Source organism: Leclercia adecarboxylata (genome assembly GCF_006874705.1).
GTDB lineage: Bacteria > Pseudomonadota > Gammaproteobacteria > Enterobacterales > Enterobacteriaceae > Enterobacter > Enterobacter adecarboxylatus_C.
This window is the reverse complement of the sequence record NZ_CP035382.1, coordinates 219,018-237,660: the sequence shown is the minus strand read 5'-3', so window position 1 is coordinate 237,660 and position 18,643 is coordinate 219,018. Positions and strand designations below refer to the sequence as shown.

General features: G+C 59.3%; 15 protein-coding genes. 3 read left to right on the top strand and 12 right to left on the bottom strand.

The features are described from left to right. The first annotated feature begins 6 nt into the window (after positions 1 to 6). Positions 7 to 780 (top strand): ABC transporter ATP-binding protein, encoded by a 774-nt coding sequence (locus ES815_RS02195; RefSeq protein ID WP_142486411.1) that lies wholly within the window; start codon positions 7 to 9, stop codon positions 778 to 780. Positions 781 to 867: 87 nt separating this feature from the next. Here ES815_RS02195 and yegS read toward each other — a convergent pair whose 3' ends face one another. The 6 genes from yegS to ycgZ form a co-directional block, all read right to left on the bottom strand. Further along, a complete protein-coding gene (yegS, locus tag ES815_RS02190) occupies positions 868 to 1,767 on the bottom strand; it encodes a lipid kinase YegS (RefSeq protein ID WP_142486409.1) in 900 nt (299 codons plus the stop codon). Positions 1,768 to 1,894: 127 nt separating this feature from the next. Next, positions 1,895 to 2,233 carry an anti-adapter protein iraM gene (locus tag ES815_RS02185; protein ID WP_142486408.1) on the bottom strand — a complete coding sequence of 113 codons (339 nt, stop codon included), beginning with the start codon at positions 2,231 to 2,233 and terminating at the stop codon, positions 1,895 to 1,897. A gap of 365 nt (positions 2,234 to 2,598) precedes the next feature. Beyond that, positions 2,599 to 3,960, bottom strand: coding sequence for a tRNA 5-hydroxyuridine modification protein YegQ (gene yegQ, locus ES815_RS02180; protein ID WP_142486407.1), 1,362 nt, complete (start codon positions 3,958 to 3,960; stop codon positions 2,599 to 2,601). Between the two features lie 172 nt (positions 3,961 to 4,132). Continuing rightward, positions 4,133 to 4,411, bottom strand: coding sequence for a biofilm development regulator YmgB/AriR family protein (locus tag ES815_RS02175; RefSeq protein WP_185902374.1), 279 nt, complete (start codon positions 4,409 to 4,411; stop codon positions 4,133 to 4,135). Positions 4,412 to 4,450: 39 nt separating this feature from the next. Then, positions 4,451 to 4,765, bottom strand: a complete 315-nt coding sequence (locus ES815_RS02170) for a hypothetical protein (RefSeq protein ID WP_142486406.1) — start codon at positions 4,763 to 4,765, stop codon at positions 4,451 to 4,453. 139 nt (positions 4,766 to 4,904) lie between these two features. Continuing rightward, entirely contained in the window at positions 4,905 to 5,144 is a 240-nt protein-coding gene (gene ycgZ, locus ES815_RS02165; RefSeq protein WP_142486404.1) for a regulatory protein YcgZ, read from the bottom strand. A 305-nt stretch (positions 5,145 to 5,449) separates the two neighbouring features. Between ycgZ and ES815_RS02160 the strand changes: the two genes are divergently transcribed. Both ES815_RS02160 and ES815_RS02155 read left to right on the top strand, forming a co-directional pair. Next, on the top strand, positions 5,450 to 6,670 hold the full coding sequence (locus ES815_RS02160; RefSeq protein WP_142486403.1) for a diguanylate phosphodiesterase: 1,221 nt from the start codon (positions 5,450 to 5,452) through the stop codon (positions 6,668 to 6,670). A 114-nt stretch (positions 6,671 to 6,784) separates the two neighbouring features. Next, on the top strand, positions 6,785 to 7,528 hold the full coding sequence (locus tag ES815_RS02155) for a MerR family transcriptional regulator (RefSeq protein WP_142486401.1): 744 nt from the start codon (positions 6,785 to 6,787) through the stop codon (positions 7,526 to 7,528). A 35-nt stretch (positions 7,529 to 7,563) separates the two neighbouring features. Here the strand turns inward: ES815_RS02155 and baeR are convergent, their stop codons facing one another. From baeR to ES815_RS02125, 6 genes are read right to left on the bottom strand one after another with little or no spacing between them, the layout of a single operon-like run. Further along, the gene (gene baeR, locus ES815_RS02150) at positions 7,564 to 8,289 is read right to left on the bottom strand and encodes a two-component system response regulator BaeR (RefSeq protein ID WP_142486400.1); all 726 of its coding nucleotides are present in this window, start codon (positions 8,287 to 8,289) and stop codon (positions 7,564 to 7,566) included. Continuing rightward, positions 8,286 to 9,689, bottom strand: a complete 1,404-nt coding sequence (gene baeS, locus ES815_RS02145; RefSeq protein WP_142486399.1) for a two-component system sensor histidine kinase BaeS — start codon at positions 9,687 to 9,689, stop codon at positions 8,286 to 8,288. The genes baeR and baeS overlap by 4 nt, the downstream gene beginning before the upstream one ends. After that, positions 9,686 to 11,101 (bottom strand): MFS transporter, encoded by a 1,416-nt coding sequence (locus ES815_RS02140; RefSeq protein ID WP_142486398.1) that lies wholly within the window; start codon positions 11,099 to 11,101, stop codon positions 9,686 to 9,688. The genes baeS and ES815_RS02140 overlap by 4 nt, the downstream gene beginning before the upstream one ends. After that, the gene (gene mdtC / locus ES815_RS02135; RefSeq protein ID WP_142486397.1) at positions 11,101 to 14,178 is read right to left on the bottom strand and encodes a multidrug efflux RND transporter permease subunit MdtC; all 3,078 of its coding nucleotides are present in this window, start codon (positions 14,176 to 14,178) and stop codon (positions 11,101 to 11,103) included. The genes ES815_RS02140 and mdtC overlap by 1 nt, the downstream gene beginning before the upstream one ends. Further along, positions 14,179 to 17,304: an MdtB/MuxB family multidrug efflux RND transporter permease subunit gene (locus ES815_RS02130; protein ID WP_142486396.1), complete on the bottom strand. Its 3,126-nt coding sequence runs from the start codon at positions 17,302 to 17,304 to the stop codon at positions 14,179 to 14,181. Then, positions 17,304 to 18,536 (bottom strand): MdtA/MuxA family multidrug efflux RND transporter periplasmic adaptor subunit, encoded by a 1,233-nt coding sequence (locus ES815_RS02125; protein WP_142486395.1) that lies wholly within the window; start codon positions 18,534 to 18,536, stop codon positions 17,304 to 17,306. The genes ES815_RS02130 and ES815_RS02125 overlap by 1 nt, the downstream gene beginning before the upstream one ends. Positions 18,537 to 18,643: the final 107 nt, after the last annotated feature.

Here is an 18,643-nt window from a genome sequence, read left to right as displayed (position 1 = left end):
GCGAAGATGATCGAGGTAAAAAACCTGAATCTGGCATTCGGCGAAGGCGAGAAACGCAGCCAGGTTCTGTATGACGTCAATATTAACGTCCAGCCGGGGGAGATTTACGGCCTGGTGGGGGAGTCGGGCTCGGGCAAAACCACGGTGCTGAAGTGCCTGGCCGGGTTATTCACCCACTGGGACGGGGCGCTGGCGATCAACGGCCAGCCGCTGGAGCGGCGCATCAGCCCCCAGCGCTGTCGGCTGGTACAGATGGTGTTTCAGGATCCCTACGGTTCGCTGCACCCGCGGCATACCATCGGCGATATTCTGGAAGAGCCGCTGCAAATCCACGGCATCAACGACCGGGATCGCCGTATTTATGCCCTGCTGGATAAAGTCGGCCTCAACCGTGCCTTCCGCGATCGCTATCCCCATCAGCTTTCAGGCGGCCAGCGCCAGCGCGTGGCGATTGCCCGGGCGCTGATCCTCGAGCCGCAGGTGCTGCTGCTCGACGAACCCACCTCGGCGCTGGATGTCTCGGTGCAGGCGGAGATTTTAAACCTGCTGGCGGAACTGCAGCGCGAGTCGAAGCTCACCTACCTGATGGTGACCCACGATTTGGGCGTGATCGCCCATCTGTGCCAGAAGGTGGCGGTGATGCAGTACGGGAAAATCCTTGAAACGCTGACGGTAGATGATCTGGTGGCGGGGCAGGCGCAAACCGATTACACCCGGATGCTGGTCAACGCCAGCCAGCAGTACTCCCGTGAGATGGCCAGGGAGGTGGCGGTGTATTAGTGCGGTTTGTTTGCCGGGTGGCGGCTTCGCCTTACCCGGCCTACGAAACCCGTAGGCCCGCGCAAGCGCAGCGCCGCCGGGCAAAACTCAGCGCAGAAGGGGACAATCCGGCGGTAGCCGGCACCGGATCGCGCCCGGTAACAGGGCGATGCGGAAATGGTCGCCACTCAGCGGCTCGCCGTCCAGGTTAAAGGTCATCCCGTGCGGAGCGACGACCTCGAACCAGGCGGACTGTCCGTCAATCACGTTCGGGCTCTCCTCCGGTTTAGTCAGGGTGGTCAGCAGGGCCGGGAGCAGTTCATTGGCAGAAAAAATTCGCAGCTGTAGTTGCCCGTCGTTAATCAGCGCATCCGGACAGAGCTGCTGCCCACCGCCCGCCTGACGGCCATTGCCAATACCGATCACCAGCGCATCACCCTGCCAGCGAAAGTTCTCGCCGCGAATTTCACAGGTGTCGGGTTTGAGCAAATCCATGCGTGCCAGACCGTGGATCAGGTACGAAACGCCGCCCAGCGCGGCTTTCAATTTTTCCGGGGTTTCGCTGGTAATACGGGTGCCAAACCCGCCCGTTGCCATATTGATAAAGCAGGTTTCATTGTTCACCCGGGCGATATCCACCGCCGTGGCTTTACCGGCGATTGCCAGCTGCAGGGCTTTATCGAGCGCCTCCGGGATCCCGGCGCTGGTAGCAAAATCGTTGGCGGTGCCCAGCGGCAGAATGCCCAGCGCCGGACGCTGCGCCTCTGGCAGGTCAATCAGCGCTGTCGCCACTTCATTTATGGTGCCGTCGCCGCCACCCGCAATGACGGTCTCCACCCCGAGGTCGCAGGCTTCCTGAATATAACGGGCTGCATCACCTTTCTCCCATGTCACGCGGACATGGATCACCACCCCTTCTTCACGAAGAAGCGTCACGGCCTCGCGCAACAGATCGTTGCCTGTTCCTTTGCCGTTCAGAATTAATAAACTTGCCGGATAGGTCGTCATCCACATTGCTCCTGTGCTGATCTTTCAAAAGTGTATCGCAGCGCGGGAAAAAGCGGGTAAGAAGAGGATGAAAGGAAAAAAATAAATGAGTGGCGAGCCGAAACGTGCGCCACTCGGACCGTAACTTTTATGATGCAATGGCGCCATACGGGCATAACGCGAAAACACAGTCGGGGTGATGTTTGCAGCGGGTCACCAGGGTGCCATCGTTACCGGGGCATCCCGAATTTGCGACAAATGATGACCAAAAGGTGGCGTTATAAGGAAAGGTTCGCAGGATGTGTAGCTTTCTGAGTGTGCCATCAACGGCAATGCCGAAGGGACTGGTAATAAGAACCGAGCCGGTGCTGATAAAGTAATCGCCTTTATACCAGATTATCAATCTAAGATTTTTAACAGTCAGAACGTGAATGAATATTGTTCCGGTACGAGGGCACACCATCCTGTTTTCAACCACCCAGTACATAGATTTCTCCTTCTCCTTAAGTGAAATTTCATTCATAAGAAGAATAGCATTCTGGATGTCTATGAATACCCTACCTTTAATAAATTGATGATTTCAGTTACTTCTCGTTGTAAATAAAGAAAAATTTACGTTAGGGACGCTAATGGTTGTATTGCGACAGCAGAGAGTGAAAGGGGGATGAGAGGAATTTCAGGCAAAAAAATTAGCCTGCGTAAGGGAGATTACACAGGCTAAGGAGGTGGTTCCTGGTACAGCTAGCATTTATGGGTTATGTTTTTCAGCGTCATAGATAATACCCGTATCAAACGCAGCGGTATGTGATCGGATTCTAAGAATCATCTCATAACAAAAAATAACCCTTAATCTTAACCGGCGTGAGGATTACGGGTATTTTCCCCGATGAAGTTACGCATCAGCAGGGCATAGTCCAGCGAGATATCTTCCGGCACCGGCAGCCAGACGGTATGTCCGTCTCCCGGCGCGACCGATACCGCTTCCCCTTTACCATTCTCCATATGTTCGAGGGTGAAATTGACGTTGCCCTGCGGGGTCATCAACTCCAGGCTGTTGCCCACGAGGAATTTGTTTTTCACCGCTACCGCCGCAAGAGGACCTTTGCGCTCGCCGGTGAACTCACCGACAAACTGCTGGCGCTCGGAAAGCGAGTGACCGTAGTCGTAGTTCTGGTAATCGTCGTGAGTATGACGACGCAGGAAGCCTTCGGTATAGCCGCGGTGCGCCAGCCCTTCCAGCGTTTCCAGCAGGGTCGGGTCGAAGGGTTTACCCGCCACCGCGTCGTCGATCGCCTTGCGATAGACCTGGGCGGTACGTGCGCAGTAGTAATAGGATTTGGTGCGGCCTTCAATCTTCAGGGAGTGCACGCCCATCTGGGTCAGGCGCTCAACGTGGGCGATGGCGCGCAGATCTTTGGAGTTCATGATGTAGGTACCGTGCTCGTCTTCGAACGCGGTCATGTACTCGCCCGGACGCTGGGCCTCTTCAATCATAAACACGCTGTCGGTCGGCGCACCGATGCCCAGCGTCGGCTCAATGGTCTGCACCGGAATAGGCTCGTGTTTATGCACGATGTTGCCCACCTCATCCTGCTTACCTTCCTGGACCTTATATTCCCAGCGGCAGGCGTTGGTGCAGGTGCCCTGATTCGGGTCACGCTTGTTGATGTAGCCAGAGAGCAGGCAGCGGCCGGAGTAGGCCATGCACAGCGCGCCGTGGACGAAAATCTCCAGCTCCATTTCCGGCACCTGGCTGCGGATCTCTTCGATCTCTTCCAGCGACAGCTCGCGGGATAAAATCACACGGGTCAGCCCCATCTGCTGCCAGAATTTCACCGTTGCCCAGTTAACGGCATTGGCCTGCACCGAGAGGTGAATGTCCATCTCCGGGAAGTTCTCCCGCACCAGCATGATTAAACCCGGATCCGACATAATCAGCGCATCCGGCCCCATCTCCACCACCGGTTTCAGGTCGCGGATAAAGGTTTTCAGCTTGGCGTTATGCGGCGCGATGTTGACCACCACGTAGAATTTTTTCCCCTGCGCGTGGGCTTCGTTGATGCCGAGCTGCAGATTCTCGTGGTTGAATTCGTTATTACGCACGCGCAGCGAGTAACGCGGCTGGCCCGCATAGACGGCATCGGCGCCATAGGCGAAGGCGTAACGCATATTTTTCAGCGTTCCCGCCGGGGAGAGGAGTTCCGGTTTAAACATGATTGTTCTCGTTCTGATGACAGGTCAGATGCGCACACCAGGTGGGCGCCGGGAGGAGATCCCATACTTTAAGGGCGGGCATTGTAACGCTGCGGGGCAGGGAGGTAAATCCTTCAGATAACAAAACGCCGACGGCAGGACAGTACCGTCGGCGTTTCATTCACCGGGGCGATTAGAGATCGTCCTGGGTATGATCGACAATAATTTCCAGCGTTTTACGGATGATATCGGCTTTGACGACGTCGCGCGTGGACTCAATCTGCTGGATCAATCGTAAAATAATCGCTTTGTTGGTCAGCGGTTCCTTCGCATCCAGAATTGCGCTCATGACAGATTCCAGCAACGCCCACTCTTCGGCTAACAAACCGCCGGCGCTGCGAAAATAGTTAGACAACGCGTCGTTTGGCAGTTCTTCATAAAAGTCTGATTTCTGGAGCATAGCCTGGCTCATAGGTGTCACACCGGTTTAGTTAATAAATTAATGTTACAGCTAGTGTTTTTTGCTGTTGGCTTGCTGGCTATTGCCAAACAGGGGATACACATTACTGTTGTTTCGACCATCCGTGTCCCAATCCTGCTGTTCACTTTTAGGTTCGCGCCGGGAGCCACCCTTGCCGTCGCTGGAAATTTCCAGAATGATTTGGGAAAGCACATTCCGACGCTGGCCGTCTCGCTCTGCCGATAACATCTGTTGCAGCCTCTGCAGCAAGAGCTTCATGCTGATAGGGCCGTTTTCCTTAAGCAGAGAAAGGGTGGCTTCGCCAATAAGTTCATCAGTAAGTCGTTCATGGTCACTTCTGTTCATAACTACGTCTCTGTTGCCACGTCCACCTGCAGGGGGAATCGCGGCATTAAGTCAGTCTGTAGCGACAGTATAAAAAACCTGGCCTGAAGAAAAAACTGACTTGAAAACAATTCAATTAGCGGCTGTGGGCGTACGTCTCTTAACGATCGAACAGCAGGCCAATCAGCGTTTGGTAACGGCTCTCCTCTTCCCGATCCGATGCCTGTTCCATCCGGTAAAGCAGTCGGGTGCAGATGGCTTTTCGGTTGAGGATTTTTCCTTCCCGAAGGATCTCCACCACAATTTGTCCCAGCGTCTCCTGCTGGGAAGGCTGGTTTGCTTTATTAAAATATTGGGCAATGGCATTGGCTGTATTCGGTGCAAACCCGTTCTCGCGCATATGTCACTCCTGAAATTTGCATAGCTAAAAAATGGTTAATGTCTTGTTAACTGGTAAATACTGTACATACTAATTGTACAACTTAACAAATATATTTTGATCATTATGTGCTAACTTATAATTATCAATGTGTTAACTGTAAAAAATTTGGTAAAAAAGAAAAGAAATATTGTACATTTTCGGCGATTTTCGCCATTACTCCCGAAACAGAAAAAGGGCGCGATAGCCCCCGGGTCGGTTAACAAGACGTAGCGCCAACCATCTGATACTGTGGACTTTCATTCACCTCCTCTATTGGAAACCCTATGCTCACTACCATCATTTACCGTAGTCACTTTCGTGACCACGTGCCGGTTACTGTGCTGGAAGACATGGTTGTTGCAGCAAACAAAAAGAACAGCGAAGCCGGGGTCAGCGGCATTCTTCTGTTTAACGGCAAGCTCTTTTTTCAGCTGCTCGAAGGGCCTGAGGAGAACGTAAGAGCCATTTACCGCGCGATATGTGAAGACCCGCGCCACCACAACGTAGTGGAACTGCTGTGTGATTACTCCCCTGCGCGGCGTTTCGGCAAGTGCGGTATGGAACTCTTTGATTTACGCAAATATATTCGGCATGAGGTACTGCAAAGCGTGCTGGATAAAGGCACGACCAGGTACCAGCTTACCTATAACGACAGGGCACTGCAGTTCTTCAGAACCTTCGTCGAGGAGAGTGAAAAAGAGAACTATTTTGAGCTGCCGTCAGGGGATCACTGGGAGTTTATTGCCGATACCGACGCCCCCAGCGTTCGCTCCCTGAAGCAGCGCTACAGCGAGGTGTGCAGCTTCGCCTTTCAGCCGATTATCGATCCGCTGGCACGGGAAATTGTCTCCCTGGAAGCCCTGATCCGCACTGCGGAAGGGGAGGAGTCCCGCCACTGGTTCGAGGGGCTGGTGGGAGATGAACTCTACGAAGCCGACCTCAAAAGTAAGAGCGTTGCCTTTGCAATGGCCAGCGCGCTGGGGCTGGGGGATCAGAGCCTCTCTGTTAACCTGCTCCCGATGACCCTGGTCAAGGTGCCCAATGCGGTGAGCTATCTGATTCAGGAGATAGAGGCCCATGGGCTGGTGGCCGAGCAGATCGTCGTGGAGTTTACGGAGAACGAAGTTATCTCCCGACTCGATGAGTTTACCGGCGCGGTGCGTGAGTTAAAGGCCGCGGGGATCGGCGTGGCGATTGACCACTTCGGCGGTGGGTTTGCCGGGCTGCTGCTGCTGGCACAGTTCCAGCCAGACCGGATTAAGATCAACCGCGACCTGATCCGCGACGTGCATAAGAGCGGCCCGCGTCAGGCTATCGTGCTGGCCATCATCAAATGTTGTACAGCTTTGGAAATTCTGATCTCGGCGGTGGGTATTGAGCAGCCCGAGGAGTGGATGTGGCTCGAATCGGCCGGCGTTTCTCACTTCCAGGGACACCTGTTTGCCCACCCTGAACTGGCCGGGGTCCCGCCAGTTTGCTGGCCTGAGCCGCGCGATACCTTCTGAAACTGATACACCCCAGGCAGTGATACAATTCTGTTGTACAATATAACGGGTTGTACAGCCCGATGAGATTCGTTACTTTGTTTACAGAATATATCGGTCAGGCATGGGGAATTGATGGCCTTTTACAGTATTGGCGACGTGGCAGAACGCTGCGGTATCAACCCCGTCACACTACGCGCATGGCAGCGCCGGTATGGTCTGCTCAAACCGCAGCGCAGTGAAGGCGGGCATCGACAGTTTGACGACGACGACATCCAGCGTATTGAGGAGATCAAGCGCTGGATTGAACGTGGCGTGCCTGTCGGTAAGGTCAAAGCCCTGCTCGATCAGGACAAAGCTCCCGAGCCGGGAGACTGGGGTACGCTGCAGGATGAGATGATGGGCACGTTGCGTCAGGTCAGTCCGGGAAAATGCCGCGCCCAGATCGTGACGTTTTGCCAGCATCACCCTGTAGATGCGCTGATCGACCAGGTATTTATTCCTGTCCGGGAAACCCTCAGCCTCGATCAAAATACCGCGGGCATAATGTGCAGCATGCTGGACGGTATTCTGATTGAGCAGGCGGTCACCAGCCTGAGCGAATCACGCGCCAAAGCGGGCAGGGATGCATTGCTGATTGGCTGGAGCGTTGAGGACCGTACCCGCCTCTGGCTGGAGGCGTGGCGTCTTTCGCAGCGTGGCTGGCGTATTAACGTGTTCGCTGAACCACTAGAGTTACCCCATCCGGAGTTCTTCCCCGGACAGCATATCCTCGTCTGGGCCGGGCAAACGTTAACACCGCAACAGCGCCTGCAGCTGGAGCACTGGCAAAAGCAGGGTTATAGCATTACCGCCCACGGAGCAGCCGAAGCTGCCTGAAAGATCACCCGCCGTAGCGGGTCACTTTTCACCTGTCACGCGCCGATCCGGCACGCATCCGCTTCCCAGCGATAACCCACACCGTATACCGCACGAATAAACGACTGATCCGCGTCGAGGGATTCCAGCTTGCGACGCAGGTTTTTGATATGGCTGTCGATAGTACGGTCGGTCACCACCCGGTAGTCATCATACAGATGGTTCAGTAGCTGCTCGCGAGAGAAGACCTTGCCCGGCTCGTGCGACAGGGTTTTCAGCAGGCGGAACTCGGCGGGAGTCAGGTCCAGCAGCTTGCTGCGCCAGCTGGCCTGGAAACGGCTTTCGTCGATGATTAACGGACTTTCCGCATCCAGCGCCTGCAGCTCGCGCTGCGGCTTGCAGCGACGCAGAATGGTTTTCACCCGGGCCACCACTTCGCGCGGGCTGTAGGGCTTGCAGATGTAATCATCAGCACCGATCTCCAGCCCCAGCAGGCGGTCGATCTCTTCGATTTTAGCGGTCACCATCACAATCGGCACTTCGGAGAAGCGGCGGATCTCGCGGCACAGGGTCAGGCCGTCGGTGCCGGGCAGCATCAGGTCCAGCAGGATCAGATCCGGCGGGGTCTGGCGCACATAGGGCAGGACCCGATCGCCGTGGCTGATTAGCGACGGGGCATAACTCGCCGCCCGCAGATAGTCGATTAATAACTGCCCAAGCTTAGGCTCATCCTCCACGATCAGGATGCGGGGTGTGTTTTCGTCAATGGGTAACTCAGTCATGCTTCTCTCGATAAATCGCGTTCCAGCGGTAGCTCTACTGTAATGCTAACCCCGCCAAAAGGCGAATGGGCGGCGCGGAGGGTTCCCCCGTGGGCCTCGACGATATTCACGCAGATTGCCAGCCCCAGGCCGGATCCGCCGCTGGCACGGTTGCGTGAGCCTTCGGTGCGATAAAAACGTTCAAACAGCTTGCTGAGCTGTTCGTCAGAGACGCCGGGCGCCGTGTCGGCAAAGGTCAGCGCAAAGCGGTGATCTTCGCATTTGCCGGAAATACGCAGCGCGCCGCCCGCGTCGGTATAGCGCAGGCAGTTTTCCAGCAGGTTGTTGAAGAGCTGCATCAGCCGGTCGCGATCGCCAAACACCACCGCGTTCTCCGGCAGCGACAGCTCGATGCGCAGGTCGCGGCTGGCAAAGCGTTCGCGGAAAACGCCGCTCGCCATTTCCAGAATATTAATCACATCCACCGGCGCTTTCTGATAGGCCAGCGCCCCCTCGTCGGACATCGACAGCTGATGCAGGTCCTCCACCAGCTTGGTGAGGGTGCCCACTTCCGCCTGCAGTGAGGTGACGGATTCAGGGGTGAATCTGCGCACGCCGTCCTGGATCGCCTCCAGCTCGCCGCGCAGCACCGCCAGCGGGGTGCGCAGCTCGTGGGAGATATCGGCCATAAAATCCCGGCGCATCTGCTGATTTTTCTCCAGGGTGCTGGCGAGCTGGTTAAAGTCCTGCGCCAGCTTGCCCAGCTCGTCCTCGCTGCGGGTATCCACCCGGGTGGAGAAATTGCCCGCCGCCAGCTGATGGGTGCCGTCCACCAGCCGTTTGACCGGGGCCAGCAGGCCGCGCGCCAGCGGGAAGGTCGCCAGCGCCGCCAGCAGGGTGGAGAGGGCGACAATCAGCCAGCTGGTCTGGCGCTGCTGCCGGTCGAAGTTGATGTCGGTATTGCGCGTCAAGCGTTCTACCGGGGAGGCGATCACCCAGCCGACGGCAGCGCCATTCACGGTGATGGCGCGCTTCGTGCCGTCCGGCGGCACCGGGGCGCGCGGGCCGACCAGCACCCGCATATCCTGGTCGATCACCCAGAACTGGGTGCGCCAGCCGTGGGGCGGCATGCCGGGGCCGGGGCGATCGTCGTCGGTGTCGTGCTCCAGCGAGCGCAGGATCTGGAAAATAAAGCGGTCATTATTGCGTAAAAAACGCCAGTTGCCGTGCAGGGCGTACTGCTCGGCCAGGGCATCGCTTAAGCCCTGTAAACGCTGTTCATTACCGTGTTTGATGTAGTCGATAAAGCCACGTTCAAAGCTGACCCGCACCGCCCAGTGCATGGTGATCAGCAGCACGATGCAGGTAGCAAAGATGGCCAGAAACAGCTTACCGGTAATGCCGGGCCGCCAGAACTTCATGGTTCACTCCTTTTGCGCCGCCTGATGACGACATTCTTGCTGGTATCATCCGGGACCCGGGCGAAAACAAAGGCCGGCAGGGCGATAATCACCGCCATGCTCAGGTAGGTGTAGAGGAACACCTGATGGACAACGGGGCTGTCCGCCGTCAGATGATGCTGGCCGTACATGCCCAGCAGCAGCCCGGCAATGGTGACGCCGACGCTCATCGACAGCTGCATGATCATCGACAGCAGGCTGTTGCCGCTGCTCGCCTGCTCGTCGGGCAGATCCTTCAGGGTCAGGGTGTTCATGGAGGAGAAGCGGATGGAGTTGATCATCCCCTGGCAGAACAGCACCAGCGGCAGGACGTAGTACCAGCCGAGCAGCGCGACGCCCATAAACAGCAGGCTCACCAGCGCCAGCCCGAGGGTTGAGGCCACCAGCACCCGGCGATAGCCGAGAGCGTTCACCACCTGGACCACAATGCGCTTCATCCCCATGCTGCCGAGCACCATCGGGATCATCATCAGCCCGGCGTGGAACGGCGAGAAGCCGAGGCCAATCTGTAAAAATACCGGGGTCATAAACGGCAGCATCCCGCTGCCGATGCGTCCGACAAAGCTGCCGAGCAGCCCCAGCCGGTAAGTGGTATTGCGAAACAGGCTCAGGCTGAACAGGGCGCGATCGTTATCCCGGGCATGCCACAGATACCAGAGAATGGAAATCACCCCGATGGCGACCAGCCCGGCCAGCGAGAGGGTGGAGATCCCCAGCCCCTTCTGACCGTCAAGGGCTAACGTCAGGGTCGCCATCCCTGCCGCCAGCAGGAAGAACCCCACCAGATCGAAACGCCGGGTCTGCATTTTGTAGTTTGGCATCAGCCAGAGGGTGGCTATCGCCCCGATAATGCCCACCGGCAGGTTGATCAGGAAGATCCAGTGCCAGGAAGCATACTCCACCAGCATCCCGCCAAGGGCCGGGCCGAGCAGCGGCCCCACCTGGCCGGGCAGGGTGACGAAGGTCATTGCCGCCATGTACTGCTCACGCGGAACGATCTTCATCACCGTCAGCCTGCCGACCGGGACCATCATCGCCCCGCCGACGCCCTGCAACACCCGGGACATCACCAGCTCGTTCAGCGTTTCCGCCCGGGCGCAGAACAGCGACCCGGCGGTAAACAGCACGATGGCGGTAAAGAAGATATTGCGCACCCCGACCTTGTCCGCCAGCCAGCCGCTGGCGGGCAGCATTACCGCCACCGTCAGCACATAGGCGACGATCACCATATGCATATGCAGCGGGCTCTCCCCCAGGCTCTGCGCCATTGAGGGGAGGGCGGTGTTAACGATGGTCGTATCCAGGGCCTGCATAAAAAAGCCGAAGGCGACAATCCATAGCTGCCAGCGAACGTTGGCGGGGAGATCAGTCATTAGCCGGTTACCGTCTCTTTCTGTTTACGTGAAAAACGCACCCGTAAGCGATCAAAGAACAGATAGACCACCGGGGTGGTGTACAGGGTCAGCAGCTGGCTCATCACCAGCCCGCCGACAATGGTGATCCCCAGGGGCTGACGCAGCTCTGCGCCATCACCGCTGGAGATTACCAGCGGCAGCGCGCCAAACAGCGCCGCCAGGGTAGTCATCATGATCGGGCGAAAACGCAGCAGGCAGGCCTGGAAGATCGCCTCCTGCGGAGTCATGTTGCCGTTGCGCTGTGCCTCCAGCGCAAAGTCGACCATCATGATGGCGTTTTTCTTCACGATCCCGATTAACAGCATAATGCCAATCAGCGCAATCAGGCTGAACGGGGCGCCAAACAGCTCCAGCGCCAGCAACGCCCCCACGCCCGCCGAGGGCAGGGTGGAGAGGATGGTCAGCGGATGGACGTAGCTCTCGTACAGCACGCCGAGAACGATATAGACCGTGGCGATCGCCGCCAGAATCAGGATCACCTGCGAGTTCATGGTCTCCTGGAACACCTGGGCGGTGCCGGCGAAGCTGCCGCGCACCGTTGACGGCACCCCGAGCTGGGTCATGGCGCGGGTGATGGCCTCGCTGGCTTCCGAGAGTGATTTGCCGGTCGGCAGGTTAAACGACACGGTCGACGCCGCCGACAGCCCCTGGTGATTGACCGACAGCGGCGCGTTAGCGGGCTGCCAGCTGGCGAAGTAGGAGAGCGGGATCGCCTTGCCGTCGCTATTAATCACAAACATCTTATCCAGGGCGCTGATGTCCTGGGTATAGCGCGGATCGACCTCCATCACCACCTTGTACTGGTTCATCGGCTGATAGATGGTCGAGATCTGCCGCTGGCCGAAGGCGTTGTTCAGCAGGCTGTTGGCGGCGTTGACATCGATGCCCAGCCGGGACATGGTTTCGCGGTCGTAGGTCAGGGCCATCTCGGCGCCGTTGTCCTGCTGGTCGGAGTTAACGTCCGCCAGCTCCGGCAGGGCCGCCAGCGCCTTGCGGATCTTCGGCTCCCACTCCCTGAGGGCCGCGAGATCGTCCGACAGCAGGGTATACTGGTAGCTGGCGTTCGACTGACGCCCGCCGACGCGGATATCCTGCACCGCCACCAGGAACATGTTCGCCCCGGGCTCTTTGGCGAGCTTCACCCTCAGGCGGTCGATCACCTGCTGGGCGGTTTCGTTACGCTCGTCGCGGGCTTTGAGAGTGATAAACATCATCCCGCTGTTGACCCGCGACCCACCGGTAAAGCCGGTGACGTTATCCACCGCCGGATCTTCGCGGATGATCTTCATGAAGTCCTGCAGCTTGCCGCGCATCGCCTGGAAGGAGATACTCTGGTCGGCCTGAATGCCGCCCATCAGCACCCCGGTGTCCTGCTCCGGGAAGAAGGTTTTCGGGATGGTGATGTACATCCAGACGTTAAGCGCAATGGTACCGACCAGCACCAGGCCGACGATCCGGGTGTGGTTCAGCACCCATTTGAGCGATTTGCCGTAGCCCGCCTGCAGCGCCATCAGCATCCGGCCAAAGCCTTTCTTGCGCGGCTGCGACTGGGGCGGGCTGCGCTTGAGCATCCAGCCGCACATCATCGGGGTCAGGGTTAAGGATACGAGCAGCGAAATGCCGATCGCCACCGACAGGGTGACGGCGAACTCTCTGAGCAGACGCCCCGGCAGACCGTCCATCAGCAGCAGCGGCAGGAACACCGCCACCAGCGACAGGCTCATGGAGAGCACCGTAAAGCCCACCTCCCGGCTGCCCTGCAACGCCGCCTGGAGCGGTTTCATCCCCGCTTCGAGGTGGCGGGAGATGTTCTCCAGCACCACGATGGCGTCATCCACCACAAAGCCGGTGGCGATGGTCAGGGCCATCAGCGACAGGTTGTTGAGGCTAAAGCCGCACAGGTACATGGCGGCGAAGGTGCCGATCAGCGACACCGGGACCGCCACCGCCGGGATCAGCGTCGCGCGCCCGGAGCGCAGGAACAGGAACACCACCAGGATCACCAGCGCCACCGAGATAATCAGCGACTGCTCCACCTCCTCCAGCGAGGCGCGAATGGTGGGGGAGCGGTCCTGGGCGATCTGCAGGTCAATGGCCGCCGGAATAGTCTCCTGCAGCTCCGGCAGCCGGGCGCGGATGCTGTTCACCGTCTCAATAATGTTGGCTTCCGGCAGCTTGCGGATCATCAGCAAAATGGCCGGTTTGGCGTTGGTCATCCCGGCGTTACGCACGTCCTGCACCGAGTCGGTGACGCTCGCCACGTCGCTTAAGCGCACCGCCGCGCCGTTGTTGTAGTGGATGATTAAGGGCTGATATTCCGCCGCGGTTTTCAGCTCGTCGTTGGTCTGGATCTGCCAGCGGTGGCTGCCGTCCTCCACCGACCCCTGGGGTTTACGCACGTTGGCGTTGCTGATGGCGCTGCGCACGTCGTCCAGCGACACGCCCTGGTTAAACAGCGCCTGCGGGTTGAGCCCCACGCGCACCGCGGGCAGGGAGCTGCCGCCGACGTCGACATCGCCCACGCCGTCGATCTGGGCGATGGTTTGCGCCAGCTGGGTGGAGGCGAAGTCGTACAGCTGCCCCTGGGAGTAGGTTTCCGAGGTGAGCGTCAGGATCATGATCGGCGCATCGGACGGGTTGGCCTTGCGATAGGTCGGCCGGCTCGGCATCCCGCTCGGGAGCAGGCTTTGCGCGGCGTTGATCGCCGCCTGCACGTCCCGCGCCGCGCCGTTGATGTCGCGGTTAAACTTGAATTCCAGAATGATGCGCGTGCTGCCGAGGGAGCTGCTGGAGGTCATCTCGTTGACCCCGGCAATGCGTCCCAGGGAGCGCTCCAGCGGCGTCGCCACCGATGAGGCCATGGTCTCCGGCGAGGCCCCGGGGAGTGAGGCGCTGACCATAATCACCGGGAAATCCACCTGCGGCAGCGGGGCCACCGGCAGCAGCCGGAAGCCGAGCACGCCGCAGAGGGTGATGGCGAGCGAAATTAAAATCGTCGCCACCGGGCGGTAAATGAAGAGGGCAAAAAACTTCACTTACGCCTCCTCTTCTTCACGTTTCGGGAAGCGGCTTTTGCTCCACAAGGCCAGGCGGTCAAACAGCAGATAGATCACCGGGGTGGTGAAAAGGGTTAACACCTGGCTCACCAGCAGACCGCCGACCATGCCGATGCCTAACGGACGACGCAGCTCTGCCCCGACCCCGGTGCTGAGCATCAGCGGCAGGGCGCCGAGCAGCGCGGCCAGGGTGGTCATCAGGATCGGACGGAAACGCAGCAGGCAGGCCTGATAGATCGCCTCCCGCGGCGGCATGCCCTGCTCGCGCTCGGCGGCGAGAGCAAAGTCGATCATCATGATGGCGTTCTTCTTGACGATACCGATCAGCAGAATGATGCCGATAATCGCAATCACGTCCAGCTCGCTGCCCGCCAGCATCAGGGCCAGCAGGGCCCCCACGCCCGCGGTCGGCAGGGTTGAGAGAATGGTGATCGGATGGATAAAGCTCTCGTACAGCACCCCCAGCACGATGTACATCGCCACCACCGCGGCCACGATCAGCCAGATGGTACTCCCGAGCGCCGCCTGGAATGCCAGGGTACTGCCCTGGAATTTAGTCTGGATGTCGGTCGGGAAGCTGAGGTTTTTCTCCGCGTCGGTAATTGCCTGCACCGCTTCGCCCAGCGAGTAATCATCCGGGACGTTAAACGAGATGGTGGTGGATGGGAACTGATCCAAATGGTTCACCGCCAGCGGCGTATAGCGCTCCTCCACTTTGGCAATCGCGCTCAGGGGCACAACCCCGCCGTCTTTGCTGGTCAGGCGTACCGAATCCAGTGCCGCCAGGCCTGGCGTCTGCCGGGTGTCGTGCTCGAGCACTACCCGGTACTGGTTGGCCTGGGTGTAGATGGTGGAGATCAGGCGCTGACCGAAGGCGTTGTACAGCGCATTATCCACATCCGCCATGGAGATCCCCAGACGGCTGGCGCTGTCGCGGTCGACGTTGATGTACGCCGCCAGCCCTTTGTCCTGCCAGTCGCTGCTGACGTCGGAGAGCTGCGGCAGCTGCTGTAGCTCATCCACCAGCTGCGGCACCCAGGTGCTGAGGGCGTCGAGGCTGGTGGCCTGCAGGGTGAACTGATACTGGGTGCGGCTCACCGTAGTGTCGATGGTCAGATCCTGAGTCGGCTGCAGGTAGAGCGCCACGCCCGGCACTTTCGCCACCGCACTCTGCAATCGTTCGATCACCGTGTTAACCCGATCGTCACGATCGTCCAGCGGCTTGAGGTTGATCTGCAGGCGGGCGCTGTTCAGCGACGGGTTGGTGCCATCGACGCCGACAAACGACGTCAGGCTCTCCACCGCCGGATCTTTCATGATCGCTTCCGAGACCGCCTGCTGGCGCTGGGCCATGCTGGCGAACGACACCGACTGCGGGGCCTGCAATGTGCCCTGAATAATGCCGTTATCCTGAACAGGGAAGAAGCCTTTCGGGATCATCACCCACAGCAGCACGCTCAGGGCCAGGGTGCCCAGCGCCACGCCGAGGGTGGCCCACGGGTGGTTCAGCACTTTCGTCAGCATGCGGCCGTAGGCGGCAATAATGCGCTCGAACATGCGTTCCGAGGCGCGGGAGAAGCGGTTCTGCTTGCGCAGGGACTCATGGCTCAGCATGCGGGCGCACATCATCGGCGTCAGGGTGAGCGACACCACCGCCGAGATTAAAATCGCCACCGCCAGGGTCACCGCAAACTCGCGGAACAGTCGCCCGACGATATCGCCCATAAACAGCAGCGGGATCAGCACCGCAATTAACGAGAAGGTGAGGGAGATGATGGTGAAGCCGATCTCGCCGGCCCCTTTCAGCGCCGCCGCCAGCGGCTTTTCCCCTTTCTCGATATAGCGGGAGATGTTCTCGATCACCACGATGGCGTCATCCACCACAAAGCCGGTGGCGATGGTCAGGGCCATCAACGTCAGGTTGTTGATCGAGAAGTCGAGGAACACCATCACCGCGAAGGTGCCGACCAGCGACAGGGGCACCGCCACGGCGGGAATAATGGTCGCCGGAACGTTGCGCAGGAACAGGTAGATGATCATCACCACCAGCGCGATGGCCAGCATCAGTTCAAACTGGGTGTCGCTGACCGAGGCGCGAATGTTGGTGGTGCGATCCGACAGCACCTTGACGCTGACCGATTTCGGCAGGCTGTCGATAAGCGTTGGCAGCATGGTGCGAATGCTGTCGGCGGTATCGATGATGTTCGCCCCCGGCTGGCGCTGAACGTTCATCACGATCGCCTGCTGCTTGTTGGCCCATGCGCCGAGCCAGCTATTTTCAGCCCCTTGTTCGACGGTGGCGACATCCCCTAAGCGGATTGCCGCTCCGTTCTGATACGCGACAATCAGCTGACGATATTCGTCGGCAGACTGCATCTGGTCGTTGGCGGAGAGCGTCACTGCCCGGGTCGGGCCATCGAGCGAGCCTTTCGCCGAGTTGACGTTGGCGTTGCTGATGGCGGTGCGGATGGTTTCGCTGGTCAGCCCGAGGGAGGCGATCGCCTGGGCGTTCAGCTTCACGCGAACCGCCGGGCGCTGGCCGCCGGACAGGGTCACCAGCCCGACGCCGGAGACCTGAGAGATCTTCTGCGCCACGCGGGTTTCCACCATGTCTTCGACCTGGGTCATCGGCATGGCGGAGGAGGTGACGGCGAGGGTCATGATCGGCGGATCCGCCGGGTTGACCTTGCTGTAGACCGGCGGGTTAGGCAGGTCGGAGGGCAGCAGGTTAGTGGCGGCGTTGATCGCGGCCTGCACCTCCTGCTCGGCGACGTCCAGCGACAGGCTGAGCTGGAACTGCAACGTCACCACCGACGCGCCGCCGGAACTCTGAGAGGACATCTGCTTCAGGCCCGACATCTGCCCAAACTGGCGCTCCAGCGGGGCGGTAATGGCCGAGGTCACTACATCCGGGCTGGCGCCGGGGTAGAGCGTGACCACCTGAATGGTGGGGTAATCCACTTCCGGCAGGGCGGAGACCGGCAGGAAGCGGTAGCCGATGATCCCCGCCAGCAGGATCGCCACCATCAACAGGGTGGTGGCGACAGGGCGCAGGATAAACAGACGTGACGGCCCGCCTGTAGAGCTCGGGGGCATCACCTGCATCAGGCGTTCTCTCCCTGTTTTTTATGTTCGCGTTTTGCAGGCCCGGCAGGGGTGTCGGCGTGGGCTTCCACCACTTCCACTTTCGCCCCTTCGGTCAGACGGTCGATGCCGTCGGTTACCACGCGGTCGCCTGCCGATAATCCGGCGGCAATCACCACGCTCTGGCTGTCCTGAATCCCCGGTTTCACCAGGTGCTTGCTGACTTTGTTGTCGCTGTTCAGCACCCAGACGAAGTTGCCTTCGTTACCCATCTGCAATGCCGCGGTCGGGATCACCACCGCGTTCTCTTCGGTGGCAACCAGCATCCGGGCGTTAACGAACTGGTTAGGGAACAGGGCGTCGTCCTGATTGTTAAAACGCGCTTTCAGCTTGATGGTGCCGGTGGTGGTGTCGATCTGGTTGTCGAGGCTCAGCAGGGTGCCGTCGCTCAGCTTCTGCTTGTTGGCCCGGTCCCAGGCTTCCACGGCTAAGCTCTGACCCGCTTTCTGCGCCTGGATCACGGTAGCGATATCGCTCTCCGGCAGGGTAAACACCAGATCGATAGGGTGGGTCTGAGTCAGCACCACGATCCCGGTGGTATCTCCGCTGGAGATCTGATTACCGATATCCACCTGCTTCAAGCCGACGCGCCCGTCGATAGGGGCGGTGATGCGGCTCCAGTCGAGCTGGAGTTGCGCGCTGGCAACAGCGGCTTGATCCGCTTTGATCGTGCCAAGGCTTTCGCTGACCAGCGCCTGCTGGGCATCAAGCTCCTGGCGGGAGACGAGATTGGTTTTCACCAGCTGTTGATAACGGGCCAGATCGCGGCGGGCATTGGCGAGGGTGGCGGTGTCTTTCGCCAGCTGGCCCTGGGCCTGAGCCAGCGCCACTTTGAACTGGCTGGGATCGACTTCCGCCAGCAGATCGCCGGCTTTCACCTGTTGCCCTTCCTGGAAGTGCAGGGCGATCAGCTGCCCGTCGACGCGGCTGCGCACGGTCACGGTATTGGCGGCGGTAATGGTGCCAAGCCCGGAGAGGTAGCGCGGCACGGATTTGCTGACCGCGGTCGCGGCCTGCACCGGCGCCAGCGCACCGCCACGCATCCCGTGGCGTCCACCGCCCGCCGGGCGCTGCGCCTGGCTGGTCGCACCGGCAGGGGCCGAAGAGTGTTGATGCCAGTACCACGCGGCGGCAAGGGCCACCACAATGATGCCAGCGGCGATTACCCAGCGGGATTTATTGCGGCCTTTCATCGTTATACGTACTCATCCTGAAACTGTGCGGAAAATAATACTAGTTTAGTGAGGCAATGGAGCAGAAAAATGGAGGAAATATGGAAGACTGTCGGGAATTGTCTGAA

What these genes read in the sequence shown, in the direction of transcription:
- ES815_RS02195 (WP_142486411.1), top strand. Translation starts at nt 7, where the DNA reads ATGATCGAGGTAAAAAACCTGAATCTGGCATTCGGCGAAGGCGAGAAA.
- yegS (WP_142486409.1), bottom strand. Translation starts at nt 1,767, where the DNA reads ATGACGACCTATCCGGCAAGTTTATTAATTCTGAACGGCAAAGGAACA.
- ES815_RS02185 (WP_142486408.1), bottom strand. Translation starts at nt 2,233, where the DNA reads ATGTACTGGGTGGTTGAAAACAGGATGGTGTGCCCTCGTACCGGAACA.
- yegQ (WP_142486407.1), bottom strand. Translation starts at nt 3,960, where the DNA reads ATGTTTAAACCGGAACTCCTCTCCCCGGCGGGAACGCTGAAAAATATG.
- ES815_RS02175 (WP_185902374.1), bottom strand. Translation starts at nt 4,411, where the DNA reads ATGAGCCAGGCTATGCTCCAGAAATCAGACTTTTATGAAGAACTGCCA.
- ES815_RS02170 (WP_142486406.1), bottom strand. Translation starts at nt 4,765, where the DNA reads ATGAACAGAAGTGACCATGAACGACTTACTGATGAACTTATTGGCGAA.
- ycgZ (WP_142486404.1), bottom strand. Translation starts at nt 5,144, where the DNA reads ATGCGCGAGAACGGGTTTGCACCGAATACAGCCAATGCCATTGCCCAA.
- ES815_RS02160 (WP_142486403.1), top strand. Translation starts at nt 5,450, where the DNA reads ATGCTCACTACCATCATTTACCGTAGTCACTTTCGTGACCACGTGCCG.
- ES815_RS02155 (WP_142486401.1), top strand. Translation starts at nt 6,785, where the DNA reads ATGGCCTTTTACAGTATTGGCGACGTGGCAGAACGCTGCGGTATCAAC.
- baeR (WP_142486400.1), bottom strand. Translation starts at nt 8,289, where the DNA reads ATGACTGAGTTACCCATTGACGAAAACACACCCCGCATCCTGATCGTG.
- baeS (WP_142486399.1), bottom strand. Translation starts at nt 9,689, where the DNA reads ATGAAGTTCTGGCGGCCCGGCATTACCGGTAAGCTGTTTCTGGCCATC.
- ES815_RS02140 (WP_142486398.1), bottom strand. Translation starts at nt 11,101, where the DNA reads ATGACTGATCTCCCCGCCAACGTTCGCTGGCAGCTATGGATTGTCGCC.
- ES815_RS02130 (WP_142486396.1), bottom strand. Translation starts at nt 17,304, where the DNA reads ATGCAGGTGATGCCCCCGAGCTCTACAGGCGGGCCGTCACGTCTGTTT.
- ES815_RS02125 (WP_142486395.1), bottom strand. Translation starts at nt 18,536, where the DNA reads ATGAAAGGCCGCAATAAATCCCGCTGGGTAATCGCCGCTGGCATCATT.